Origin of the sequence: Streptomyces sp. NPDC091649 (genome assembly GCF_044756785.1) — a bacterium.
In the GTDB taxonomy this organism is placed as follows: Bacteria; Actinomycetota; Actinomycetes; order Streptomycetales; family Streptomycetaceae; genus Streptomyces.
In genome coordinates, this window is record NZ_JBIVTR010000025.1 from 25,374 (window position 1) to 49,222 (window position 23,849).

Consider the following 23,849-nt stretch of genomic DNA (forward strand, 5'->3'; position numbering starts at 1 on the left):
GGCGGTCGAGCAGGAGGAGGACGTACGGCAATGAGCGCGCGGCCCATCGCACAGGACGGCGGAGCGCACGAGGCGGGCGCGGTCGCCGGGCTCGATCTGAAGCCCGCCCTGGAGGCGGTCCTCATGGTCGTCGACGAACCCGCCACCGTCGATCAGCTGGCCAAGGTGCTCCAGCGGCCCCGCAGGGCCGTGGCGGACGCGCTGCGGGAGCTGGCCGACGAGTACACCGTCCAGCGCCGGGGCTTCGACCTGCGGTTCGTCGCGGGCGGCTGGCGCTTCTTCACCCGCCCCGAGTACGCGGCGGCCGTGGAGGGCTTCGTCCTGGACGGCCAGCACGCCCGGCTCACCCAGGCCGCGCTGGAGACCCTGGCGGTGGTCGCGTACCGGCAGCCCGTCAGCCGCTCACGGGTCTCGGCGGTGCGCGGAGTGAACTGCGACGGCGTCATGCGGACCCTCCTCCAGAGGGGTCTGGTGGCGGAGGCGGGCGCGGAACCCGAAACAGGTGCGATCCTGTACAGGACGACGAACTACTTTCTGGAGCGAATGGGCCTGCGCGGCCTGGACGAGCTCCCGGAGCTCGCGCCCTTCCTCCCGGAGGCGGACGCGATCGAGGCTGAGACGCTAGAGGGTGTGCCGTCGTTCGATCCGGACGCACCGGACACCCCGGATACTCACGCAGACGACAAGACGGATTTTTGATGCGAAGCAGTGGCAGGAACAGCGGAAGCGGCAACGGCGGGAGCGGCCGGAGCAGCGGCGGCAACCGGAACCCCCGGAGCGGCGGCGGCGCCGGCAGCGGCGGCCGCAGCGGCGGCGGGTCCTTCCGCCAGGGCCAGGGCGGCGGCCCGGGCGGACGTCCCGGAGGCCAGGGCGGCGGCGCCGGACGCGGCGGCGGCGGCCAGGGCGGCGGCGGTCGGCCCGGAGCGTCGGGCGGGCGCCCCTCGGGCCAGGGTGGCCGTCCCGGCGGTCAGGGCGGTCGTCCGGGCTCTCAGAGCGGCCGTGACGGTTACCAGGGTGGCCGTGACGGCTACCAGGGCGGGCGTGAGGAGGAGCAGCGCCCCCGCCGTCCCCGCCCGGAGGAGCGCCGCTACGACGTGGGCAACGACGCTCCCGGCGTCCGGTCCGAGCAGGAAGGCCCCCGCAAGGGCCGCGGCTCCGCGGCCCGCGGCGGTGCCAAGGGCGGCCCGAAGCCCTCGCAGGGCGGCGGCCGTACGGGCGGTTTCCGCCGCGCCGCCCCCTCGCGCCCGCGCGAGCTGGACGCCAAGATCGAGCAGCGCAACCGCGACCGGTACGCGAACAAGCCCGAGATCAGCCTCCCCAAGACCCACCCGGGCGCCGAGGAGGAGGGCGAGCGGCTGCAGAAGGTGCTCGCCCGTGCGGGCATGGGCTCGCGCCGGGCGTGCGAGGAGCTGATCGAGCAGTCCCGCGTCGAGGTCAACGGCGAGATCGTCGTCGAGCAGGGCATGCGCGTCGACGTGCACAAGGACGAGATCAAGGTCGACGGCCTGACGGTCGCCGCCCAGTCGTACCTCTTCTTCGCGCTGAACAAGCCCGCCGGAGTCGTCTCCTCGATGGAGGACCCGGACGGCCGTCAGTGCCTCGGCGACTACGTGACCAACCGCGAGACGCGGCTGTTCCACGTCGGCCGGCTCGACACCGAGACGGAGGGCATCATCATGCTCACCAACCACGGTGAGCTGGCCCACCGCCTCACGCACCCCAAGTACGGCGTGAAGAAGACCTACCTGGCCGCCATCCAGGGCCCCCTGCCGCGCGACCTCGGCAAGCGGCTCAAGGACGGCATCCAGCTGGAGGACGGCTACGCCCGCGCCGACCACTTCCGCGTCGTCGAGAACACCGGCAAGAACTACCTGGTCGAGGTGACCCTCCACGAGGGCCGCAAGCACATCGTGCGCCGGATGCTGGCCGAGGCCGGCTTCCCGGTCGAGCGCCTCGTGCGGACGTCCTTCGGGCCGATCCCGCTGGGCGATCAGAAGTCCGGCTGGCTGCGCCGCCTCACCAACACCGAGGTCGGCATGCTCATGCGCGAGGTCGGCCTCTAGCCGCCCACGCCCACGCGAAGGCCCGCGGCCGGTATCCGTTCGGAAAGTTCGAACAGAACCGGCCGCGGGCCTTTCGCCGTCCCCCTCCAACCTTTATAGTCATACTGACCATTAAGGGGGAGGTGGGCGTGAGTCCCGCGGACATACTCGATCCCCTGCGGCAGCCCCTGGTGACGATCCTGGACACCTCGGTCAGCTGGACCGAGGTGCTGGGCTTCGGCAGCGGGGCGCTGTGCGTCTGGCTCGTGGCCCGCCAGCACCTCGCCAACTGGCCGGTCGGCATCGCCAACAACCTCTTCTTCATCCTGCTGTTCGCCCAGTCCGGTCTGTACGCCGACGCCGGCCTCCAGATCGTCTTCATCACCCTCGCCGCGTACGGCTGGTGGACCTGGACCCACGGGGGTGGACCAGGTACCGCCGTTCTGCCGGTGCGCGGAACGACGCGCACCGAATGGACCTGGCTGCTCGCGGCGGGGGTGGTGGGGACCCTCGGGATCACCCTCCCGCTGTCCCGGGCGACCGACTCCACGGTCCCGTTCTGGGACGCGAGATCGCCGACCGCACCGCCCGCCACCTGTGGCTGCTCACCGACCACGAGGGCGTCGCCTTCGAGGACGACGGACTGCGCGACGGCGAGGAGCTGCGCCCCTGGATGACCGACCGCTTCCGCGCCGAACTCACACGCACCGGACGGCCCTTCGTCGAGCTGACCGGACCGCCCGAGGCGCGGCTCGCCACCGCCACCGCCGCCGTCGACGCGCTCCTCGCCACCGGCTGGGACTTCGCCGCGCCCCTCCCGGAGAAACGATGAGCACCCACGCCACCGAAGGCTACGACCCGCACGCCTTCGCCCCCTTCGCGGTCACCGTCGATCTCGCGGTCTTCACCGTCCGCGAGGCCCGGCTGCACGTGCTGCTCGTCGAACGCGGCCAGGAGCCCTTCCGGGGCCGGTGGGCGCTGCCCGGCGGCTTCCTCCTGCCCCGCGAGTCCGCCGAGGACGCCGCCCGGCGGGAGCTCGCCGAGGAGACCGGTCTCGGCCCCGGCACCGTCGGCTCCCTCCACCTCGAACAGCTGCGCACCTACACCGACCCGGACCGCGACCCGAGGATGCGGGTCGTCTCCGTCGCGTACGCCGCACTCCTGCCGGACCTGCCCGAACCGCGCGGCGGCGGCGACGCGGCGAGCGCCCGCTGGTGGGACGCGGGCTCCACCGGACCGCTGGCCTTCGACCACGACCGGATCCTCGCCGACGCCCACGACCGGATCGGCGCCAAGCTCGAGTACAGCTGCCTGGCCACCGCGTTCTGCCCCGACGAGTTCACCCTCGGGGAGCTCCAGCAGGTCTACGAGACCGTCTGGGGCGTCGAGCTCGACCGCCCCAACTTCCGGCGCAAGGTCCTCAACGCGCCCGGCTTCGTCGAAGCCGTCGAGGGCCGCCCGCGCCGCACCGGCGGCCGGGGCAAACCGGCCGCGCTCTACCGGGCGGGGGACGCCACCGCCCTGCACCCGCCGCTCCTGCGCCCACCGCGGCCGGACGCCCCCGCAGACCCGACGCACCCCGCACCGGAAGGACGAGACAGATGACCATCGCCACCCCGCCCCTCACGAAGCAGGCGGCCACCGGCGTGCTGACCGGGCTCGCGCTCGGCGACGCCCTGGGCTTCCCCACCGAGTTCAACGACGTGCCCGCCATCCTCGCCAAGTTCGGCCCCTGGCGGCAGCTGCCGCTCATGGAGCCCGCCGTCGTCTCCGACGACACCCAGATGACCATCGCGCTGGGCCGGGGCATCCGCACCGCCATGGACAGCGGACTGCTCACCCCCGAACGGATGGCGGACCCGGTCCGCGCGGAGTTCGTCGCCTGGTACCACTCGCCGGACAACAACCGCGCCCCCGGCAACACCTGCCTCACCGCCTGCCGCGCGCTCGAACACAGCCGGGTGTGGCAGGAGGCCAGCCAGACGCACTCCAAGGGCTGCGGCGCCAACATGCGGGTCGCCCCCATCGGCCTGGTCCCCGGCCTCAGCGAGGAACAGCGCGCCGGGGCCGCCCAGCTCCAGGCCGCCCTCACCCACGGCCACCCCACCGCCCTGGCCGCCTCCGACCTGCTGGCCCGTGCGGTGTTCCTGCTCGCCCAGGGCGCCGAACCCCTCGGCCTGACCGGGCTGCTGCGCAGCTACGCCTACGAGAACCGGGGCCGCTACCACGCCCGCTGGCTCGGCGACCTCTGGCGGCACGCGGGCGGCGCGACCCCTCAGGCGTACATCCAGCGCGGCTGGGACGAGTGCCTCACCGCACTCGGAGGCGTCCAGGACGCGCTGCGCGATCCGTCACCGGAGACCGACCCGTGCGAGCGGACCGGCGACGGCTGGGTCGCCGAGGAGGCTCTCGCCACCGCGCTGCACTGCTTCCTGCTGTTCCCCGAGGAGCCCGTCACCGCCCTGCGCCGGGCCGCCTGCACCCGGGGCGACTCCGACTCGATCGCCTGCCTGACCGGAGCGCTGGCCGGGGCGCACCTGGGCGCGGCGGCTTGGCCGAGGGAGTGGTCCGAACGCATCGAGTACCGCAGCGACCTGCTGTCCCTCGCCGCGCTCTGGGACGCCTGAGCCAGGATCTCCGTCACCGCGGCTGTCCCGGGGACCCGCGGGTGGCGGGCCCGGGGTCACCAGTAGTGACGCCTTCCGCCGACCGCGTGCCCGACGGCGCCCAGCACCCACAGCACGGCGCCGATGGCCACGAGGATGATGCCGATGGTCCAGAGAAGGGAAAGGCCGGTCAGGAGGCCGATCACCAGGAGAATGATGCCGAGGACGATCATGGGATCCTCCAAACGATCCGTACTCTCCTCGATTATGCGCCTCTGTGTGGCGTTCTGTCGGGCGAGGATTCCCGCATGAGCCGGCAGTGACCGGGTACGAGGGACCGGAACCTGCTTCCGTACGAAAGGTCCGTGGTTGTCCATGTCCTCCTCACTCGTCGAGACCGTCGACATCAAGGCGCCCGTGGCCGTCACCTGGGCCCTGTGGAGCGATGTCACCCAGTGGCCGAGGTTCCTGAGCCACGTCCAGCGCGTCGATCCGATCGACGAGCGGCGCTTCGCCTGGCAGCTCTCGCTGCCCGGTGCGGAAAAGCGTTTCGTCGCGGAGCTCACCGAGGTGGTTCCCGAGGACCGCATCGCCTGGAAGACGACCGAGGGAGTCCACCACGCGGGAGTGGTGACCTTCCACCGGCTCGACGACACGTCGAGCCGCGTCGCCCTTCAGGTCGAGTACGACCCCCAGGGATTCGTCGAGTACCTCGGGGCGCTGACCAACCTCGATTCCGTGCTGGCCAACTACGACCTGGGCGAGTTCCGGAAGCTGGCCGAGCTCACGGCCGGGTCGGAAGGTCCCCGGACGGCGTGAGCCCGGACCGGCCCCGAGCGCGGTCGGCCGAGGCCCGCCGGGTCCGGACGAGGAAGTCCTCCACGGCCGCCCGGTCCGGTTCCGGCGGCAGTGGGGAGCCGGTGGCCGCCTCGTCGTTCTCCTCGCCGAGGCGGTCCATCCGGCGCTCCACCTCCGGCCAGGACACCTCGCCCCGCTTCACCGCGAGCAGCCCCTCCCGGGCCTCGCCGACATCGATGCGCAGCTCGCCCGTACGCAGCAGATCCCGGCCGCTCGTCAGCAGCCGCAGCAGATGCATCGCGTGCTTCCAGCGCGGCGCCCCGTGCGCGCGTACGTCCGCCTCCAGCTTCCTCCGCCGGCCCAGCGCGTACCGGACGAGCGTGCCGTGCGCGAGCCGGGAGAGGAACGCCCCGCGCAGTGCCAGCAACTCGCGGCCGGTGCCGTCCACCGACTCCACCAGCGGGGAGTGCAGGCACTCCAGCACGTTCGGGTTGGCCCGCAGCGCCAGCTCGCAGAAGCGTTCCAGCTCCCAGGAGAACTGCTCGGGCGCGGGGCCCTCGACATGCGTCGGCGGCTTCTCGAAGCGCCAGAACAGCGGGGTGGGCGCGAGGAACACCCCCCGCCGGTCGGTGTCGCTGTCCTCGGTGGCCAGTCCGAAGGCGCGCGAGCCCATGACGCACGCGTAGACCGTGTGGTCGCGTACGAGAGCCTCGTCGGCAGGAGTGATCATGCCCGCGAGGTTACGGGCGCGGCCGCCGCCGCGCCCCGGATATCCGGGCCCGCCCCCTCAGCCCAGCCGGATGGTCCCGTCCGCGACGCTGATCCGCTCGGCGGGCAGCGGCCGGGTCGCCGGACCGGCCTCGACCGCCGCGTCCGTGATGCTGTATCTGCTGCCGTGGCAGGGGCAGTTGATGGTGCCGTCGCTCACCGTCGAGACGAGACAGCTCGCATGGGTGCAGACGGCGGAGAACGCCTTGAAATCGCCCTCCTCCGGTTGGGTCACCACCACCTTCCGCTCCTTGAAGACGGTGCCGCCGCCGACCGGGATGTCCTCGGCCCTCGCCAGCTCCGCACCGCCCGAAGCGCCCGGCGACGCCCCGTCCGTCGCCCCTGCCGAGGTGGTCGGTGTGCCGGTGGCGTCCCCGCCGCCGTCCCCGTCGGAGGATCCGCAGCCGGTGGCCAGGGCCGCGGCGCCCGCCGCGCCCGCGGCCAGCACCGTCCTTCGCCGTGCGTTCATGGGCTCTCCTTCGATGGCAGGCGTGGTGCGGTGGATGCCGGCCATCGTGTCCGCGGCGGGCCTTCGGACGAAGCAACCGGGCGGGCGGTGCGCCCGCCCGGGTGGCGGATGGGGCGGATTCGGCGGACACCGAGCCGGTACGGGCAGCTCTCCCGACGCGGGGGCGGGCACCCCTGCACCATCGCCCGTCTCACGGACGGAACACGGTGACCGGGCCCGCCGCGGCCGATCTACGCTGAGGCGAGCAGCCGGCCGCGCCGCGGAGCGCGGGGCCGGAGGCGCCGACGAGCAGCGAAGAGCGAGGAGTGCGACGTGGCGGTACGAGCGGTCCGGGGCGCCGTCCAGCTGGACCGGGACGAGGCCGGGCACATGGGCCGGCGGGTGGGTGAGCTGCTGACGGCCGTCCTGGAACGCAACGAGCTCGTCGCCGACGACCTGATCAGCATCTGGTTCACCGCCACCCCCGATCTGCACAGCGACTTCCCCGCCGCCGCCGCCCGCGGCCTCGGGATGGCCGACGTACCCCTGATCTGCGCCCAGGAGCTGGACATCGAGGGGGCCATGCCCCGGGTCGTCCGTATCCTCGTGCATGTCGAGACCTATCTCTCGCGCGCCGAGATCAGCCATGTCTACCTCGGCGCCACCGCCGCTCTGCGCAAGGACATCGCCCAGTGAGAACCGCCCTCGTCATCGGAACCGGGCTCGTCGGCACCTCCGCCGCCCTCGCACTGGCCGGCCGCGGGGTCCACGTGCACCTCGTGGACCACGACCCCGCCTCCGCCCGCACCGCCGCCGCGCTCGGCGCCGGCACGGACGAGCCGCCCGGGGGCCCGGTCGACCTGGCGATCGTCGCCGTACCGCCCGCGCACACCGCCGCCGTCCTGGCCGGGGCCATGCGCGACGGGGCGGCCCGCGGCTATCTGGACGTGGCCAGCGTCAAGGGCGGCCCGCGCCGTGAGCTGGAGGCGCTCGGCCTCGACCTCGCCCCGTACATCGGCACGCATCCGATGGCGGGCAAGGAGCGTTCGGGGCCGCTCGCCGCGACCGCCGACCTCTTCGAGGGCCGCCCCTGGGTCCTCACCCCGACCCGGGACACCGACACCGAGGTGCTCAACCTGGCGCTGGAGCTGGTCGCCCTGTGCCGGGCCGTCCCCGTCGTCATGGACGCCGACGCCCACGACCGGGCCGTGGCCCTGGTCTCCCACACCCCGCAGCTGATCTCCTCGATGGTCGCCGCCCGGCTGGAGGAGGCCGACGAGACCGCCGTGCGGCTGTGCGGGCAGGGCATCCGCGACGTCACCCGGATCGCCGCCTCCGACCCCCGGATGTGGGTGGAGATCCTCTCCGCCAACCCCGGCCCGGTCGCCGACGTCCTCGCCGGGGTCGCCGCCGACCTGGAGGAGACCGTGACCGCGCTGCGCGGCCTGCACTCCGCCGACGAGGAGAAGCGGCGCGCGGGCACCGACGCCATCGAGGACGTCCTGCGGCGCGGCAACGCGGGCCGGGTCCGCGTCCCCGGCAAGCACGGCGCCGCCCCCGCCGTGTACGAGACCGTGGCCGTCCTGATCGGCGACAAGCCGGGCGAGCTGGCCGCGATCTTCGCCGACGCCGGCCGGGCCGGGGTCAACATCGAGGACGTCCGCATCGAGCACGCCACCGGCCAGCAGGCGGGCCTCGTCCAGATCATGGTCGAGCCCAGTGCCGCCCCGGTCCTCGGCACGGCACTGAGGGAACGGGGCTGGTCGATCCGGGGCTGACCCCGGTCCCGCACGACGGGGCGCCGCCACCCCCGCCCGGGTGGCCCGCCTCCCCCGTACGGGGTACAAGGGCACGCCCGGTACTCGGTAACCTGGTACGAGGCCCCTCGCAGGCCCGTCCGTCCCCACCCGTGTACCAGGAAGGTGTCCACCACCGTGGAAACCGCACGCTCCTCCGTGATCGTCGCCATCGACGGGCCCTCGGGCACCGGCAAGTCGAGCACCTCCAAGGCCGTCGCCGCCGAGCTCGGCCTGAGCTACCTGGACACGGGCGCGCAGTACCGAGCCATCACCTGGTGGATGCTGAACAACGGGATCGATGTCGGCGACCCGGCCGAGATCGCCACGGCCGCCGGCAAGCCGGTGATCGTCTCCGGCACCGACCCCGCCGCCCCGACGATCACCGTCGACGGCGAGGACGCCTCCGGCCCGATCCGCACCCAGGAGGTCACCTCCAAGGTCAGCGCCGTCAGCGCGGTCCCCGAGGTGCGCACGCTCATCACCGGGCTCCAGCGCTCCATCGCGGCGGCGGCGACCGGCGGCATCGTCGTCGAGGGACGGGACATCGGCACCACCGTGCTGCCCGACGCCGACCTCAAGATCTTCCTCACCGCCTCCCCGGAGGCCCGCGCCGCCCGCCGCAGCGGTGAGGTCAAGGGCTCCGACCTGACGGCCACCCGCGAGGCCCTGATTCGGCGGGACGCCGCCGACTCCGGCCGCAAGACCTCGCCGCTCGCCAAGGCGGACGACGCCGTCGAGGTGGACACCACCGAGCTGACCCTCCAGCAGGTCATCGAGTGCGTCGTCACCCTCGTCGAGGGGAAGCGGGTGGCCGCGTGAGCGATGCCACAGACGCGCCCACGTCGCGCGGAGCGGCCGTCGGGCGGTCCATCGGCATCGGCCTGATGTACGGGCTGTTCAAGCCCCGGGTCCTCGGCGCGTGGCGCGTGCCCGCCGCCGGACCCGTCATACTCGCGGTGAACCACTCCCACAACATCGACGGACCGATGCTGATGGGGACCGCACCCCGGCCGGTGCACTTCCTGATCAAGAAGGAGGCGTTCGTCGGCCCCCTCGACCCGTTCCTGCACCGGATCGGGCAGATCGAGGTCGACCGCCGAGTCGTCGACCGCACCGCCGTCACGCACGCGCTCGGCGTACTGGAGGACGGCGGCGTCCTCGGGATCTTCCCCGAGGGCACCCGGGGCGAAGGAGACTTCGCCTCGCTGCGGGCCGGACTCGCGTACTTCGCGGTCCGGGGCGGGGCTCCGATCGTCCCCGTGGCCGTCCTGGGAAGCACCGAGCGCCGAGGACGGTTGATACGAGGGCTGCCCCCGCTGCGCAGCCGGGTCGACGTCGTCTTCGGTGACGCGTTCGACGCGAGCGCCGGCGACGGGCGGCGCACGCGCAGGGCGCTGGACGAGGCGACCCTGCGGATCCAGGCGAAGCTGACCGCCCACCTGGAAAGTGCCAGGCGCCTCACCGGGCGTTAGGCGAGACTTGAGTAGTGGACCGCGCTGATCGCGGTCCATCGATGATGATGTAAAGAGGAACGGACTTCATGGACGACCAGATTCACTCCGACGGCTCGGGCCACGAGCACGGAGCACTTGGCGATGCCGAGTTCGCGGAGTTCATGGAGCTCGCCGCGCAGGAAGGCTTCGATCCCGAGGAGGTCGAGGGCGCCCTCGACGAGGCCGGTCACGGCCCCCTCCCCGTGCTCGCCGTCGTAGGCCGCCCCAATGTCGGCAAGTCGACCCTGGTGAACCGGATCATCGGCCGCCGCGAGGCCGTCGTGCAGGACAAGCCCGGCGTCACCCGCGACCGCGTCAGCTACGAGGCCGAATGGGCCGGACGCCGCTTCAAGGTCGTCGACACCGGCGGCTGGGAGCAGGACGTGCTGGGGCTCGACGCCTCCGTAGCCGCCCAGGCCGAGTACGCCATCGAGACGGCCGACGCGGTCGTCTTCGTCGTCGACTCCACCGTCGGCGCCACCGACACCGACGAGGCCGTCGTCAAGCTGCTGCGCCGGGCCGGCAAGCCCGTCGTCCTCTGCGCCAACAAGGTCGACGGCCAGAGCGGCGAGGCGGACGCCACCGCCCTGTGGTCGCTCGGCCTCGGGGAGCCCTACCCGGTCTCCTCGCTGCACGGCCGCGGCACCGGCGACATGCTGGACGCGGTCCTTCAGGCCCTGCCCGACGCCCCGGCCCAGAAGTTCGGCACCGCCCTCGGCGGCCCCCGCCGCATCGCCCTGATCGGCCGCCCGAACGTCGGCAAGTCCTCCCTGCTGAACAAGGTCGCGGGCGAGGACCGGGTCGTCGTCAACGAGCAGGCCGGCACCACCCGCGACCCGGTCGACGAGCTGATCAAGCTCGGCGGCATCACCTGGAAGTTCATCGACACGGCCGGCATCCGCCGCCGCGTCCACCTCCAGGAGGGCGCGGACTACTACGCCTCGCTGCGTACGGCCGCCGCCGTCGAGAAGGCCGAGGTCGCCGTCGTCCTGATCGACTCCAGTGAGTCCATCAGCGTCCAGGACCAGCGGATCATCACCATGGCGGTGGAGGCCGGTCGCGCCCTCGTCGTGGCGTTCAACAAGTGGGACACCCTCGACGAGGAGCGCCGCTACTACCTGGAGCGCGAGATCGAGACGGAGCTCGCGCAGATCTCCTGGGCCCCGCGCGTCAACGTCTCGGCCCTCACCGGCCGGCACATGGAGAAGCTGGTCCCGGCGATCGAGACCGCGATCGAGGGCTGGGAGACCCGCGTCCCCACCGGCCGGCTCAACGCCTTCCTCGGTGAGATCGTCGCCTCCCACCCGCACCCGATCCGCGGCGGCAAGCAGCCCCGCATCCTCTTCGGCACCCAGGCGGGCACCAAGCCCCCGCGCTTCGTGCTCTTCGCCTCCGGCTTCCTGGAGCACGGCTACCGCCGCTTCGTCGAGCGCCGGCTGCGCGAGGAGTTCGGTTTCGAGGGGACTCCGATCCACATCTCCGTACGGGTCCGCGAGAAGCGCGGCCGCAACAAGTAGCACCGCCGTACGGCGAAGCCCCGGGCCGCTCTCGCGAGAGCGGCCCGGGGCTTCGCCGTACGGCCTTCGCCGGGGCTCAGAAGTCCCGGGAGCCCGGGGGCAGGGCCGCGGGGCGAGGCTTCCCCGCGTGACGCCCCACCCGCTGCCAGGAACCGAGGCCCCCGGCGTGCTGGCTCTGGCCGCCGCGCCCCCCGTGGCCGCTGTGCCCGGACGGGGCGGAGTGACCGCTCAGCGGGGCCCGGGAGGCGAAGAGACCGGCGCCGAAGGCCGGGAAGGCGAGACTCTCCTCGCCGCTCCGGTCGCCCGGCAACGCCCGGAACGAGCGCCGGTACTCGGAGTACAGCGCGTCGTAGATCGGGGTGGGGGACACGCCCCCCGGCGGATCCTGCGAAGGGCGCATGGCAGGGATCTGACTCTGATGCTGGCGGGAGGAGTCGTATGAGTGCACGTAGGTGCCAACGACCTCACCGCCCGTCGGATGCGGCCCCGACGGAGAAAACGCTGTTCGGTACGGGTGCCCGGGCTGGGCGGACATGATCAGGTCCCGGCCAGCGGCATCGAGGCGGCGACCAGGAGCCCGTTGACCGCGGCCTTCTCCAGGGCGTCCCGGAGCAGGTCCTCGCGCGGCTGCTGGCCGATGGTGCCGACGGGGGCGGCGAAGACGAGGACCGTCTGCGACTTGTTCACCGCGGCCCGCCAGCCGTCGGTCACCTGGAGCGGCTGGTGGGCCTGCCACCAGGCGACCGGGTTGCCGCCGCCGGCGCTCGGCTGCAGCACGGCGTGCAGCTGGCCCGCCGCGAGCAGCACGGACCAGCCGGCGAGGACCTCCGGCAGCCGGTTCATGTCGGGAGCGGGGCGGAAGCCCTGCTCCAGCAGCAGCTGGAGGAACTCGTCGCCCCCGCTGCCGTCCGTGCCGGGCCGGGCGACGGGCCCGGTCGGTTCGACGACCAGGGCCGGGCGGAGATCGTCCTCGATGAGGACGAGTCCGCTGGTGATGCCGAGGACAGCCTGTTCGGGCATACGCCCCTCCGTGTTCTTCTGCTCGCTGCCGGTGATGCTGCGCACCGCGCCCTGGAGTTGGTCCTCCGCGACCCTGACGACCTGTGAGGGGATGCACGTCGCGTGGGCGAACGCGAGGACGGCGGTCTCGTCGCCGATGAACAGCACCGTGCTGGTGCGTTCCTGGTCGGAGTCGCCGGGAGTGCGGCAGGAGGTGCAGTCGTAACTGCCCGGGGCGTTGTCGCCGACGAGCAGCCGGTCGGCTTCGTCGTCGCCGATCTCGGCGCGTACGTCCTGGCTGACGTCGAGCATGCGCGGCACGGTGGCTCCTCGAACTCGGTGCGTGGGCCGGGTGGTTCCCGGCTCATGAAGAGACAACGCGGGATCCGTGGCCGGGGTCACGCATCGCGGCGGACGGAAGTGTGGCCGGGTCGACACATCGGTAGGTCGAGCAGTCGACGTACGGCATTTCGCCCGGTCGGGCGGGGCGCCGCCCGTTCGGCGTACGGCTCCGGCGATCCGGCCGCAAGTTTTACCGGCGCGCGGGCAACCTCCCCGCATTGCCCTACGTCAACCTCGAAGGAAAGTGTTGGTGAACGGATGGCCGGGCAGCCCGACCGGTTTACCGCTCCGGTGTCCCGCGGGCACGGTCCGTCCCTTCCGGGAACAGCGTCATCCGGATGAAGGGCTTCCGGAACCCGCAGGTCAGTGGCGGTTCCGGAGGTGAACCAGGGATCCCGTGCGCGATGCGGGGGATGTGCCGGATTTCCCGGCGCATTCCGGGCGGAAAACCGCTCGGCGCGTACAGTCTTGACAAGTCAGGTCGACAGGAGAAACAGCGACACCATGCATATTTCTTTTCTTCTGCACAATGCCTACGGAATCGGGGGAACCATCCGGACGACGTTCACGCTCGCCCGCACGCTCGCCGAGCAGCACGACGTCGAGGTCGTGTCCGTCTTCCGGCACCGTGACGCCCCCGTCCTCGGCGCGCCCGAGGGCGTGACGCTGCGCCACCTCGTCGACCTGCGGAAGAAGAGCGCGACCTACGACGGCGGCGACGCCGAACACGCCAGGCCCGCCGTGGTGTTCCCGCGCGGGGACAGCAGGCACAAGCAGTACAGCAGGCTCACCGACGCCCGCATCGCCGCCCATCTCCAGGCCATCGAGGCGGATGTCGTGGTCGGCACCCGCCCGGGCCTCAACGTGCACCTCAGCCGGCAGACCCGCCGCGGACCGGTGCGCGTCGGGCAGGAGCACCTGACGCTCGACAGCCACAGCTACCGGCTGCGCCGCGAGATCGCCCACCGCTACACGCTCCTGGACGCGCTCACCACCGTCACCCGTGCCGACGCGGACGACTACCGAGGCCGCCTGAAACTGCCGGGCGTACGGATCGAGGCCATCCCCAACGCCGTGCCGGAGCCCGCCTGTCCGCCCGCGGGAGGCGACCTGAAGTGGGTCGTCGCGGCGGGCCGGCTGCACCGCATCAAGCGCTACGACCTCTTGGTGCGGGCCTTCGCCCGGGTGTCCGCGGCGCGCCCGGACTGGCGGCTGCGCATCTACGGCGGCGGCGACGCGACCGGCGACGAGCAGGCCGCGCTGCGCGCCCTCATCGACGAACTCGACCTGCACAACCACGTGTTCCTGATGGGCTCGGCCAACCCGATGGAGGCCGAGTGGCCCAAGGGGTCGATCGCCGCCGTCACGTCCGACCGCGAGTCCTTCGGTATGACGATCGTCGAGGCGATGCGCGGCGGGCTGCCGGTCGTCGCCACCGACTGCCCGCACGGACCGGCCGAGATCATCGAGGACGGAGTGGACGGGCGGCTGGTTCCGGCCGGCGACCCGGAAGCGATCGCCGCCGCGCTGCTCCAGCTGATCGAGGACGACGACCTGCGCCACCGGATGGGCGCGGCCGCGCTCGGCGCCTCCGCCCGCTTCGACCCGGCGCGGATCGCCGAGCGCCACGAGAGCCTGTTCGCCGAACTCGTCACCCGCGGCGCCCAGGGGCACGGGCACGGCGCTCTGCGCACCGCGTTCCACCGCACCCGGGGCAGCGTCCTCGACGGGGCCTACGCCCTGCGCTACAAGGCCGCCGACGTGCTGCGCAGGGGGAGGGCCGCGTGAACCCCACCGCCGTACGGGCCGACTGCGCCGCCGACCCGGCGGGAACGCTCACCTTCGACCTGGCCGCCCCGGCCGTCCGCCCCGCGTCCGTGCTGCTGCTGCGGCGCCGGGGCGCGGCGGGCGGCAGACCCGGCGGCACGGTGCGGCTCCCGCTCGCCGAGGCCGGGCCCGGACGGCTGCGGGCGGTGCTCCCGGCCTCGGCCGAACTGTCCGAGGGACGCTGGGACGCCTATGTCGAGGAACCGGGATCCGACACCGCCCGGACCGTGGAGCCCGGGCTGCGGGACCTGCGGGCCCTCGTCGACCGCAGCCCGGACACCCGGGGCGCGAGCGTCAGGGCCCGGGTCCCCTACCCGACGGCCGACGGCCGCCTCGCCCTGCGCTGCTGGGCCCGCGCCCCGCACGCCGAGGCGGGGGCCGTCGTCGTCGGCACGGCCGGCGTACGGGTCGAGGGCGTGCTGTACGGCGTCGCCGCGGGGGAGGGGGCCGCCGCGGAGGCCCGGCTGCCGGGGGACCCGGCCCGGGCGCACCGCGTCCCGCTCACCTCCGCCGACGGGGCGTCCGGCGGCTTCGCCTTCACCCTGCCCTACGCGCCGCCCGCCGCCGGGCCGGTGCGCGAGGCGCAGCTCTGGCAGCTGTGGCTGATTCCGGCGGCGGGCGCGGACGGGGTCAGGATCTCCCGCGTCCTCGACGACGTCTGGTCCCGCCACAGGTCCTTCGTCTACCCGGGCCGCCCGGCGGCCCCCGGGGTGCTCGCCACCCCGTGCTACACCGCCGACAACGACCTCTGCCTCCGGCTGGAGCCCGCGGCGGAGACTCGCTGAGGGACGAGGGAACTCTGGCCCGGGGAGCCGGGGACGGACCTCGGACTGCGGACAGGCGCTGTCCGCAATCCCTGGCAGACTCACCCGCATGGTGGAGACCTCGGCACGACTGCTGCGCCTGCTCTCACTGCTCCAGTCCCACCGGGACTGGTCCGGCGCAGATCTGGCCGACCGGCTAGGCGTCACCCCGCGCACCGTGCGCCGGGATGTCGACAAGCTGCGGGACCTGGGCTATCCGGTGAACGCCAGCCGTGGCACCGGCGGGGGCTACCAGCTCGGAGCGGGCGCCGAGCTGCCGCCGCTGCTGCTGGACGACGAGGAGGCCGTCGCGGTCGTCGTCGGCCTGCGCACGGCCGCCGGACACGGCGTCGAGGGCATCGGCGAGAGCTCCGTACGCGCACTGGCCAAGCTCGAACAGGTGCTGCCGAACCGGCTGCGCCGCAGGGTGAGCGCCCTCGGCGCGTACACCGTGCCGATGCTGCGCGGCCCGGACGCCTCCGCGGTCGACCCGGGTGTGCTCACCGAGCTGGCCGGGGCGTGCCGGGACGCCGAGCGGCTCCGGTTCGCCTACCGGGCGCACGGCGGGAACCTCTCGCGCCGCTCGGTGGAACCGCACCGGCTCGTCTGCACCGAGCGTCGCTGGTATCTCGTGGCCTGGGACCTGGAGCGGGCGGACTGGCGCACCTTCCGGGTGGACCGGATCACCCCGGCACCACCGCACGGCCCCCGTTTCACCCCGCGCCCCCCGCCCGCGGAGGATCTGGCGGCGTACGTCTCGCGAGGTGTCGCGGTCTCCGTCTACGCGGCACGCGCCGTGATCCTGCTGAAGGCGCCGCCGGCCGAGGCGGCCCGGCGGGTCTCGCCCTCCGCCGGCGTTCTGGAGGCCGTGGACGCGGATTCCTGCCGGCTCACCTCGGGGGCGGCGAGCCTCGAGGAGATGGCGGTCCACATCCTGATGACGGGCCTCGATTTCGAGGTGGTCGAACCGCCCGAGCTGACCGAGGTCATACGGGAGGCGAGGGACCGGCTCACGCGCGCGCTCGGCGAACCGTGACCCCGGCCCCTGCGATCGCCCGCGTCATCCGGTCCGGCGGCCGGGCGGGGCGAGGAAAGTCGACGGAAAGGAAAAGGGCTGGTTTACGGGGAGGGAAATCCCGGTGTCCCGACCATTCGGGCGACACCTGCGGCCGCCAGGAAAAGAAGCAGGTCACCCCCGCGATTCCGGAAGGCTGCCGACGCCGTTCCCGCGTCTGCGGACGGGCGTTCCCGCATTTGCGCGCCGATGCCTTCCCGCAGCCCGTTCGAGTGAATGGAGCCTCGTATGCGGGTGTGGGGATTCTGTGACACAAGCGTGACCGCCACGGCATACGGGCATGCCAAAGACGCCTTCCCGGCCCGCACTTCCGCCACGGTCCGGGGCCGCCTACGGTGAGGGCATGGCATCTCTACCGACCCCCCCAGCACAGCCGGACGACGCCGCCGAGTCGTACGTCGGCCTCGCCGCCGACGCCGCCGAGCGGCAGGCCAGGAGCCGAGGGTGGGACACGGTCCGGGCCGTCCCTCCGGGCGCGTTCCTCACCATGGAGTTCCGCCGGGGCCGCATCAACTTCCAGGTCGAGGACGACACCGTGACGCGCTGCTGGGTGGGCTGACCCCCGGCCGCCGGACCCGTATGACGAAGGCCCCGACCGCGGTCGGGGCCTTCGTCATACGGGCGAGGCTGTGCGTACGGTGCTCGCGGGTCCGCGGCGGCGGTGTCAGCCGCCCGTCATCGGGCGTGCCGGGCTGCCGGCCGCGCGCGGGCCCCGCTCCGTGTGCGGCGGGCGGCGGACGCCCGTCGGGGTGGGCGGCAGGGTGCCCGGACGCGCGGGGAGCCCGCCGTGGGCCCGCGCCCTGACGCCCGTCGTCGGATGTCCGGCGGGGAGCGCCGGCTCGGCCGGGGTCATCACGGTCTCGGCGGCGGAGGCGTCGTTGGCCATCGACTGCGGCACCAGCACCGGCTGCGGCCCGGTCCCCGCCACCGGCGCCGGACGGGCGCCGCCGCGACGCTCCCGCCAGCGCTCGCGCATCGCGAAGATCCATGCCTCGGTCCGGGCGATCAGCGGCTCGAACCAGGGCAGCGCCAGCAGGATGAGCAGCCCGGCGGCCCAGCCCAGCACGACATCGCTGAGCCAGTGCGTACCGATGTACACGGTGGTGAGGCCGACGCCCAGCGAGACCGTCGCCGACACCGCCGACAGATAGCGCCTGGCACGCGGAGTGGTGGCCAGGTAGGCGAGGATTCCCCAGGTCACAACGGCGTTCGCCGTGTGCCCGGACGGAAATATATCCCCGCCGGCGAACATCTCGGCCGAGCCGATCTGCGTCGCGTAGTGCGGGCCTAGCCGCCCGAGCCCCAGCTTGACCGCGCCCACCGTCACATTGAGCAGCAGCAGGGACGTGCCGAGGACCAGCAGCGGCCGGAGCGTGTGCTGACGCCAGGAGCGCCAGCCCAGCCAGCACGCGACCATCACCGCGGTGGGGCCGCGCTGGCCGAGCACGACGTAGTAGTCCAGGAAGGCGTGCAGTTCGGGCCACTGCTGGTAGGGCCGGAACAGCATGACCTTCCAGTCCAGAGCCACCAGCCAGGACGTGATCAGCACCGCGAAGACGATGGCGAGATAGAACGCCAACGTCCCGCCGAAGAGGGCGATGCGGTGACGGCTCATCCGCGGCGCTTCTATCTTCGGCGGTTCCGGCTCCCGGTCCAGGCGGGCAAAGATGTCGGTACGCACCCAATCGACGTTACAGCGAGTGAGTGTGCGAGCAGACCGATCCGGTCTCTTTGTGATGACGATGTGATGTGGAGTTCGTCTCGAAACGGAGTTCTTTCCGGATGCGGAGAAGTGCCCCCGCGAGCGTCCGGCCAATTGCCCGCCGGTTCCGTTCGTAAGCGTGTTTGATCTCTCGGAAAAAGAAGCGCATCCAAATCCGCGGCAATTGCTCCCGCCATTCGGGGGAGGCGCACACCGTCGCGCCACCCGCCGCCCGGCCCGCCGGGGGCCCGCCGCCGCGGAGCGCCGGGCGCCTGAGAGGGAGCCCCCCCGGCCGGCCCCGGCATGGCGTACGCCACACTGTGCGGCGAACCGCGGTATGACGTGCACCACAGGTGACCTCGCCGAACTCGCGTACGCTGACCGCTCGCTCGCCCGTCGATGCCGGGCCCGAGGGGCGCGCGTTCCACGTCACCGTCGGTCCGCCGAGCGCGAGGGACTCATCGGGAGGTACGCAGATGTCCGGGACGACCACGGCCGGGGACCGGTTGCGCAAAGCCGCCGACGACGCCAACCGCTGGGTCGTCCTCGTGGTCCTCTGCCTCAGCCTTCTGGTCGTCGCGCTGGACGCGACCGTGCTCCACGTCGCCGTTCCGGCCGTCACCGAGGACCTCCGCCCGAGCGGCACGGCCCTCCTGTGGATCGTCGACGCCTACCCCCTCGTCTGCGCCTCGCTGCTCATCCTCTTCGGCACGCTGGGTGACCGGGTCGGCAGACGGCGCGTGCTGCTCCTCGGTTACGCGCTGTTCGGTGTCGCCTCCGCGCTCGCCGCGACCGCCGACACCCCCGCCGTCCTGATAGCGGCCCGCGCCCTCCTCGGCGTCGGCGGCGCGATGATCATGCCCGCCACGCTGTCGATCCTGCGCCAGGTCTTCCCCGACCGGCGGGAGCGGGCGCTCGCCATCGGCGTGTGGACCGCGGTCGCCGCGGTCGGCGCCGCCACCGGACCGGTCGTCGGCGGCTTCCTGGTCGAACACTTCTGGTGGGGCTCGGTCTTCCTGATCAACATCCCGCTGATGGCCGTGATCCTGCCGCTGGGCCGCTGGCTGCTGCCCGAGTCACGCGGCGGCGACGACGGCCCGTGGGACGTGCTGGGCGCGCTGACCGCCGCGGCGGGAGTGCTCGGCGTCGTCCTCGGCGTGAAACACCTGGGCGGCGGCGCGGGGCTCCTGGACCCGGTGTCGCTGGGCCCACTGGCCCTCGGGCTCGCGCTCCTCGTCCTCTTCGTACGCCGGCAGAGGCGCCGCACGCATCCGCTGATCGACGTCTCCATGTTCGCCCGCCCGGCCTTCTCCACCGCCGTCGGCTGCATCGTGCTCGCCATGCTGGCGCTGGTCGGCCTCCAGCTGATCGCGGTCCAGTACCTTCAGCTGGTGCTGGGGCTCAGCCCGCTGGAGACCGGACTGCGGCTGCTGCCGCTGACCTTCGCGGCGATGGCGGCGGGCGCCACCGGTTCGCACACCCTTCGCCGTGTCGGCCCGCGCCGCATGGTGGGCTGGGGCTTCGTCCTCACCGCGTCCTCGGTGCTGCTGCTCACCTCGATGGGCCAGCACGACCGGCCCGTACTGCTGACCTGCGCCTTCGTCCTGCTCGGCTTCGGACTTCAGACCACGCTCTTCGGGGCGTACGAGTCGATGCTCAGCGACGCCCCGCCGGAGCGGGCGGGCGGCGCGGCGGCGATCGGCGAGACCTCCTACCAACTCGGCGCGGGCCTCGGCATCGCTCTGCTCGGCAGCGTCATGAACGCCGCCTACGCCCCCGGCCTCGCGTCCCTGCGCGAGAAGGGCGTCCCGGCCCGCGCCGGGGCGGAGGCGTCCCACTCGCTGGGCGAGGCGTACCAGGTGGCCGCACAGCTGGGCGGCCCGATGGGCGACCTGCTGCGCTCCACGGCCCGGCACGCCTTCATCGGCGGCCTCCACATCACGCTCTACGTCAGCGCGGGACTGCTGCTGCTCGGCGCGCTGGCCGCCCTGCGGCTGCCCGGGGCCATGGACTGTCCGCCGAAGGAGCACCGCCGCCGGAGCGAGGCCGGTGCCGCCGTGTCCGCGGCCTGCGCACCCGCGGCCGCCGACCGCCCCGCCGCCGAGTGCGGGGTCCCGGACCATCTGGCCGCCGACACCGTCCGCCCGGCCCCGCGCCCGATGCCGGCCGCGCGGCGCGAGCCCGCCGAGGCGACCGGCTCTGGACGGGCGGCACACTGAGCCGTAACGTCAGCACGACGCCCTGACTACCACTGCTAGTTTTCGGAGGGCGGGCGTCTCCCGGTCCCTCCGAGCACCGTGCGAGCCGCCGGAGGCACCCTCATGTCCAGCAGCACCGAGTCCGCGAAGCCGTCGAAGCTCCCGCCGTTCGACGCGTCGGACCCCCTCGGCATCGACGACCTGCTCGGCCCCGACGACCTCGCGATCCGCGACACCGTCCGCACCTGGGCCGCCGACCGCGTCCTTCCGCACATCGCCGAATGGTACGAGAAGGGCGAGCTGCCCGGCATCCGGGAGCTGGCCCGGGAACTCGGCGCGCTGGGCGCGCTCGGCATGTCGCTGGACGGGTACGGCTGCGCCGGGGCGAGCGCCGTCCAGTACGGGCTCGCCTGCCTGGAGCTGGAGGCCGCCGACTCCGGTATCCGTTCGCTCGTCTCCGTACAGGGATCGCTCGCCATGTACGCCGTCCACCGCTTCGGCTCCGAGGACCAGAAGCGGCGGTGGCTGCCCGGCATGGCCTCCGGCGAGATCATCGGCTGCTTCGGCCTGACCGAGCCCGACCACGGCTCGGACCCGGCCGGGATGCGGACGTACGCCAGGCGCGACGGCGAGGACTGGGTCCTCACCGGCCGCAAGATGTGGATCACCAACGGCTCGGTCGCCGGGGTCGCCGTCGTCTGGGCGCAGACCGACGGGGGCGAGGAGGGGCAAGGCATCCGGGGATTCGTCGTGCCGACCGACGCCCCCGGCTTCTCGGCCCCGGAGATCCGGCACAAGTGGTCGCTGCGGGCCTCCGTCACCAGCGAGCTGGTCATGGACGAGGTGCGGCTGCCGGCCGGCGCGGTCCTGCCGGACGCGAGGGGGCTGCGCGGTCCGCTCAGCTGTCTGAGCCACGCGCGGTACGGCATCGTCTGGGGCGCCATGGGCGCGGCGCGGGCCAGCTTCGAGTCGGCCCTCGACTACGCGAGGAGCCGGGAACAGTTCGGCCGGCCGATCGGCGGCTTCCAGCTCACCCAGGCCAAGCTGGCGGACATGGCCCTGGAGCTGCACAAGGGCATCCTGCTCGCCCACCACCTGGGCCGCCGCATGGACGCGGGCGGGCTCCGGCCGGAGCAGGTCAGTTTCGGCAAGCTGAACAACGTGCGGGAGGCGATCGAGATCTGCCGCACCTCGCGCACGATCCTCGGGGCCAACGGGATCTCGCTGGAGTATCCGGTGATGCGGCATGCCACGAACCTGGAGTCGGTGCTCACCTACGAGGGAACCGTGGAGATGCACCAGCTGGTGCTGGGCAAGGCGCTCACCGGTCTCGACGCCTTCCGGTGAACCGGGCGCGCGGGCACGCGCGCGCCGGCCGGCGGCGTTGACCGGACCGCTCCGGCGAGCGCCCCGCTCAGCTCTGGTTGAAGAAGCCGTCGGCCTTGCGGCCGGCGGCTTCGCCCGCCACCACCTGGGTGTCGGCCGGGGACAGGAGGAAGACCCGGGTGGCCACCCGGTCGATCGAACCGCGCAGGCCGAAGATCAGCCCCGCGGCGAAGTCGACGACGCGCTTGGCGTCGGCGGGGTCCATGGCCGTGAGGTTGACGATCACCGGGACGCCGTCCCGGAAGAGCTCGCCGATGGCCCGTGCGTCCCGGAAGCTGTCCGGGGTCACCGTCGCGATCCGGCGGTCCTGCTCCTCGGCGGCCTCCGCGGCCACCTGCACCCGCGGGTCGGTGACCCAGGCCCGGTTGCCCGTGCTGGTCTCCGCACCCTCGGCGTACTCGTCGTCGTAGTACCGCTCGTCGTTGTCCTCGACGAGACCCAGCCAGGCACTCGCCTTGCGCACCGATCCCATGGACGCCTCCTCTCACCGCGGTTCCCTGGTGTTCCGCATCTCTCTCGTATCCCTATGGTCGTCCATGATGCGGATACCGCGCCAAGTAGATAGTCGGCTCACAGGCGATTCGTGACGTTACTGGTGCAGAAGATGTGGCGGTTCGTCAGGGTTCCTCCCGCATAAGGAGGCTTGCGGAAAGAAAATATGATGCTCCGGCCGTACGGGTGATCCGGGAGACGTACGGGTGAACGGGCCACTCGATACGATGCACGCCGCTCCGGTGCGCGAGCGTCGCGCACCGGCTGACCGGCTCCCGGGGGATCGTCGTGTTCGGAATCGTCAGGCCCTGTACCCATCGGCTTTCCGAAGGTCTCCGGACCGAGTGGATGGCCCATCTCTGCGGCCTCTGCCTGGCCCTGAGGGCGGATCACGGACAGTTCGCCCGTCTTGTCACGAACTATGACGGTCTGATCGTCTCCGTCCTGACGGAGGCTCAGGCCGGCCGCACGCCCGGGAGCCGGCGTACCGCGGGGCCCTGCCCGCTGCGCGCCATGCGCACCGCCCCGGTCGCCCGGGGCGAGGGGGCCGGACTCGCCGCCGCCGTCTCGCTCGTCCTCGCCTCGGCCAAGATCCGCGACCACGTGGCCGACCGGGACGGCCTGTTGGCCCGCCGGCCGGTCGCCGCCGCCGCGCGCCGGGTGGCCGCCGGGTGGGACCGGGCCGGGGCGCGGACCGGGGCCGCCCTCGGCTTCGACACCGCGCTCCTGGTCGACGCGGTCGACCGGCAGACCGGAATCGAGGCGCTCGCCGGGTCCGGAACCCCCCTGCTGACGGTCACCGAGCCCACCGAGACCGCCACCGCGGCCGCCTTCGCGCACACCGCCCACCTCGCGGGGAAGCCGCAGAACGCGGCGCCGCTCGCGGAGGCCGGCCGGCTCTTCGGGCGGCTCGCCCATCTGCTGGACGCCGTGGAGGACCGGGAGGCCGACGCCGCCGCGGGCGCCTGGAACCCGCTCACCGTCACCGGCACCCCGCTGTCCGAGGCGCGCCGGCTCTGCGACGACGCGCTGCACGGCATCCGCCTCGCGCTGCGCGAGGCGGAGTTCACCGACGGCGAGCTGGTCCACGTCCTGCTCGCCCACGAGCTGCGGCGCTCGGTCGACCGGGCGTTCGGCACCTCCTCCTGCTCGCACCAGGAGGGTCCGGAGCACTCGGGGCTCCAGCTGCCCCGGGGGTCCTTCGGACCGCCGCCGGGAAACCCCTCCGGCCCGACGCCCGGCCACCCGTACGGTCCGACGCCGGGCGGACCGGCCGCCCCGCCTCCGCCGCGCCCGCCGCGCGACCGGCGCGGGCTGATCGCCGGATGCCTGGTGTGGGCGGGACTCGCCTGCACCTGCCAGATGTGCTGCGGGACCTACGAGGACCCCTGGAGCAGGGAGCGGCGGCAGGCGCCGTGCAACAACTGCGGCGACTGCTGCGAGGCGTGCGACTGCTGCGGGAAGTGCGGCGAGGGCTGCTGCTGTTGCGGCGACTCCTGCGGCTGCGACTGCTGAGCCGTACGCGCCGTGCCCGTAAGCGCCGTGCCCGTACGC

At 73.1% G+C, this 23,849-nt stretch carries 24 protein-coding genes and 2 pseudogenes; 19 read left to right on the top strand and 7 right to left on the bottom strand.

Annotation, left to right across the window (positions count from 1 at the left end; all coding sequences use genetic code 11):
- The first annotated feature begins 30 nt into the window (after nucleotides 1-30).
- The 6 genes and pseudogenes from scpB (at nucleotide 31) to ACIQMU_RS29515 (ending at nucleotide 4,669) form a co-directional block, all read left to right on the top strand.
- The gene (gene scpB / locus ACIQMU_RS29490) at nucleotides 31-699 is read left to right on the top strand and encodes an SMC-Scp complex subunit ScpB (protein WP_402690072.1); all 669 of its coding nucleotides are present in this window, start codon (nucleotides 31-33) and stop codon (nucleotides 697-699) included.
- Nucleotides 699-2,063, top strand: coding sequence for a pseudouridine synthase (locus tag ACIQMU_RS29495; RefSeq protein WP_402690073.1), 1,365 nt, complete (start codon nucleotides 699-701; stop codon nucleotides 2,061-2,063). The genes scpB and ACIQMU_RS29495 overlap by 1 nt, the downstream gene beginning before the upstream one ends.
- A gap of 128 nt (nucleotides 2,064-2,191) precedes the next feature.
- Nucleotides 2,192-2,611, top strand: a pseudogene (pnuC, locus tag ACIQMU_RS29500) (nicotinamide riboside transporter PnuC); the annotation flags it as partial.
- Nucleotides 2,602-2,874 (top strand): annotated as a pseudogene (locus ACIQMU_RS29505) (AAA family ATPase); the annotation flags it as partial. The pseudogenes pnuC and ACIQMU_RS29505, both read left to right, overlap by 10 nt.
- Nucleotides 2,871-3,647 carry an NUDIX domain-containing protein gene (locus ACIQMU_RS29510; RefSeq protein WP_352243937.1) on the top strand — a complete coding sequence of 259 codons (777 nt, stop codon included), beginning with the start codon at nucleotides 2,871-2,873 and terminating at the stop codon, nucleotides 3,645-3,647. The pseudogene ACIQMU_RS29505 and the gene ACIQMU_RS29510, both read left to right, overlap by 4 nt.
- Complete coding sequence (locus ACIQMU_RS29515) at nucleotides 3,644-4,669, top strand: ADP-ribosylglycohydrolase family protein (protein WP_402690074.1); 1,026 nt, start codon at nucleotides 3,644-3,646, stop codon at nucleotides 4,667-4,669. The genes ACIQMU_RS29510 and ACIQMU_RS29515 overlap by 4 nt, the downstream gene beginning before the upstream one ends.
- A 56-nt stretch (nucleotides 4,670-4,725) precedes the next feature.
- Here the strand turns inward: ACIQMU_RS29515 and ACIQMU_RS29520 are convergent, their stop codons facing one another.
- On the bottom strand, nucleotides 4,726-4,881 hold the full coding sequence (locus tag ACIQMU_RS29520; RefSeq protein WP_352243952.1) for a DUF6131 family protein: 156 nt from the start codon (nucleotides 4,879-4,881) through the stop codon (nucleotides 4,726-4,728).
- 142 nt (nucleotides 4,882-5,023) lie between these two features.
- Here ACIQMU_RS29520 and ACIQMU_RS29525 point away from each other — a divergent pair, with 142 nt between their 5' ends.
- Nucleotides 5,024-5,467: an SRPBCC family protein gene (locus ACIQMU_RS29525; RefSeq protein WP_352243939.1), complete on the top strand. Its 444-nt coding sequence runs from the start codon at nucleotides 5,024-5,026 to the stop codon at nucleotides 5,465-5,467.
- On the opposite strand, the gene ACIQMU_RS29530 is transcribed toward ACIQMU_RS29525, so the two are convergent.
- Nucleotides 5,433-6,176 (bottom strand): DNA polymerase beta superfamily protein, encoded by a 744-nt coding sequence (locus ACIQMU_RS29530; protein ID WP_352243940.1) that lies wholly within the window; start codon nucleotides 6,174-6,176, stop codon nucleotides 5,433-5,435. The two genes, ACIQMU_RS29525 and ACIQMU_RS29530, sit on opposite strands and share 35 nt — an antisense overlap.
- A gap of 57 nt (nucleotides 6,177-6,233) precedes the next feature.
- Entirely contained in the window at nucleotides 6,234-6,683 is a 450-nt protein-coding gene (locus ACIQMU_RS29535; RefSeq protein ID WP_352243941.1) for a Rieske (2Fe-2S) protein, read from the bottom strand.
- A 312-nt stretch (nucleotides 6,684-6,995) separates the two neighbouring features.
- Between ACIQMU_RS29535 and aroH the strand changes: the two genes are divergently transcribed.
- The 5 genes from aroH (at nucleotide 6,996) to der (ending at nucleotide 11,471) form a co-directional block, all read left to right on the top strand.
- Nucleotides 6,996-7,358, top strand: coding sequence for a chorismate mutase (gene aroH, locus ACIQMU_RS29540; protein WP_352243942.1), 363 nt, complete (start codon nucleotides 6,996-6,998; stop codon nucleotides 7,356-7,358).
- Nucleotides 7,355-8,440: a prephenate dehydrogenase gene (locus ACIQMU_RS29545; RefSeq protein WP_352243943.1), complete on the top strand. Its 1,086-nt coding sequence runs from the start codon at nucleotides 7,355-7,357 to the stop codon at nucleotides 8,438-8,440. Before aroH ends, ACIQMU_RS29545 begins: the two co-directional genes overlap by 4 nt.
- 144 nt (nucleotides 8,441-8,584) lie before the next feature.
- Nucleotides 8,585-9,280, top strand: a complete 696-nt coding sequence (gene cmk / locus ACIQMU_RS29550; RefSeq protein WP_352243944.1) for a (d)CMP kinase — start codon at nucleotides 8,585-8,587, stop codon at nucleotides 9,278-9,280.
- Entirely contained in the window at nucleotides 9,277-9,933 is a 657-nt protein-coding gene (locus ACIQMU_RS29555; RefSeq protein ID WP_352243945.1) for a lysophospholipid acyltransferase family protein, read from the top strand. The genes cmk and ACIQMU_RS29555 overlap by 4 nt, the downstream gene beginning before the upstream one ends.
- Nucleotides 9,934-10,001: 68 nt before the next feature.
- On the top strand, nucleotides 10,002-11,471 hold the full coding sequence (gene der, locus ACIQMU_RS29560; protein WP_352243946.1) for a ribosome biogenesis GTPase Der: 1,470 nt from the start codon (nucleotides 10,002-10,004) through the stop codon (nucleotides 11,469-11,471).
- A 76-nt stretch (nucleotides 11,472-11,547) separates the two neighbouring features.
- Here the strand turns inward: der and ACIQMU_RS29565 are convergent, their stop codons facing one another.
- The gene (locus ACIQMU_RS29565; RefSeq protein ID WP_356729645.1) at nucleotides 11,548-11,871 is read right to left on the bottom strand and encodes a hypothetical protein; all 324 of its coding nucleotides are present in this window, start codon (nucleotides 11,869-11,871) and stop codon (nucleotides 11,548-11,550) included.
- 137 nt (nucleotides 11,872-12,008) lie between these two features.
- Entirely contained in the window at nucleotides 12,009-12,791 is a 783-nt protein-coding gene (locus tag ACIQMU_RS29570; RefSeq protein WP_352243725.1) for a hypothetical protein, read from the bottom strand.
- A gap of 525 nt (nucleotides 12,792-13,316) precedes the next feature.
- Here ACIQMU_RS29570 and ACIQMU_RS29575 point away from each other — a divergent pair.
- The 4 genes from ACIQMU_RS29575 to ACIQMU_RS29590 all read left to right on the top strand — a co-directional run bounded on the left by ACIQMU_RS29575 (nucleotide 13,317) and on the right by ACIQMU_RS29590 (nucleotide 17,076).
- On the top strand, nucleotides 13,317-14,600 hold the full coding sequence (locus ACIQMU_RS29575) for a glycosyltransferase family 4 protein (RefSeq protein ID WP_402690075.1): 1,284 nt from the start codon (nucleotides 13,317-13,319) through the stop codon (nucleotides 14,598-14,600).
- A complete protein-coding gene (locus ACIQMU_RS29580; protein ID WP_352243727.1) occupies nucleotides 14,597-15,424 on the top strand; it encodes a transferase in 828 nt (275 codons plus the stop codon). The genes ACIQMU_RS29575 and ACIQMU_RS29580 overlap by 4 nt, the downstream gene beginning before the upstream one ends.
- A gap of 88 nt (nucleotides 15,425-15,512) precedes the next feature.
- Nucleotides 15,513-16,478 carry a YafY family protein gene (locus tag ACIQMU_RS29585; RefSeq protein WP_352243728.1) on the top strand — a complete coding sequence of 322 codons (966 nt, stop codon included), beginning with the start codon at nucleotides 15,513-15,515 and terminating at the stop codon, nucleotides 16,476-16,478.
- A 382-nt stretch (nucleotides 16,479-16,860) separates the two neighbouring features.
- Nucleotides 16,861-17,076: an I78 family peptidase inhibitor gene (locus ACIQMU_RS29590; RefSeq protein WP_352243729.1), complete on the top strand. Its 216-nt coding sequence runs from the start codon at nucleotides 16,861-16,863 to the stop codon at nucleotides 17,074-17,076.
- A gap of 105 nt (nucleotides 17,077-17,181) precedes the next feature.
- Here ACIQMU_RS29590 and ACIQMU_RS29595 read toward each other — a convergent pair whose 3' ends face one another.
- Nucleotides 17,182-18,198, bottom strand: a complete 1,017-nt coding sequence (locus tag ACIQMU_RS29595; protein WP_402690076.1) for a phosphatase PAP2 family protein — start codon at nucleotides 18,196-18,198, stop codon at nucleotides 17,182-17,184.
- Nucleotides 18,199-18,695: 497 nt separating this feature from the next.
- Here ACIQMU_RS29595 and ACIQMU_RS29600 point away from each other — a divergent pair, with 497 nt between their 5' ends.
- Both ACIQMU_RS29600 and ACIQMU_RS29605 read left to right on the top strand, forming a co-directional pair.
- The gene (locus tag ACIQMU_RS29600) at nucleotides 18,696-20,438 is read left to right on the top strand and encodes an MFS transporter (protein WP_402690077.1); all 1,743 of its coding nucleotides are present in this window, start codon (nucleotides 18,696-18,698) and stop codon (nucleotides 20,436-20,438) included.
- A gap of 102 nt (nucleotides 20,439-20,540) precedes the next feature.
- Nucleotides 20,541-21,764 (top strand): acyl-CoA dehydrogenase family protein, encoded by a 1,224-nt coding sequence (locus ACIQMU_RS29605; RefSeq protein WP_402690078.1) that lies wholly within the window; start codon nucleotides 20,541-20,543, stop codon nucleotides 21,762-21,764.
- A 67-nt stretch (nucleotides 21,765-21,831) separates the two neighbouring features.
- On the opposite strand, the gene ACIQMU_RS29610 is transcribed toward ACIQMU_RS29605, so the two are convergent.
- On the bottom strand, nucleotides 21,832-22,275 hold the full coding sequence (locus ACIQMU_RS29610; RefSeq protein ID WP_402690079.1) for a cell division protein SepF: 444 nt from the start codon (nucleotides 22,273-22,275) through the stop codon (nucleotides 21,832-21,834).
- A gap of 308 nt (nucleotides 22,276-22,583) precedes the next feature.
- On the opposite strand from ACIQMU_RS29610, the gene ACIQMU_RS29615 reads away from it, so the two are divergent.
- Nucleotides 22,584-23,810: a DUF5685 family protein gene (locus ACIQMU_RS29615; protein WP_352243734.1), complete on the top strand. Its 1,227-nt coding sequence runs from the start codon at nucleotides 22,584-22,586 to the stop codon at nucleotides 23,808-23,810.
- Nucleotides 23,811-23,849 lie beyond the last annotated feature (39 nt).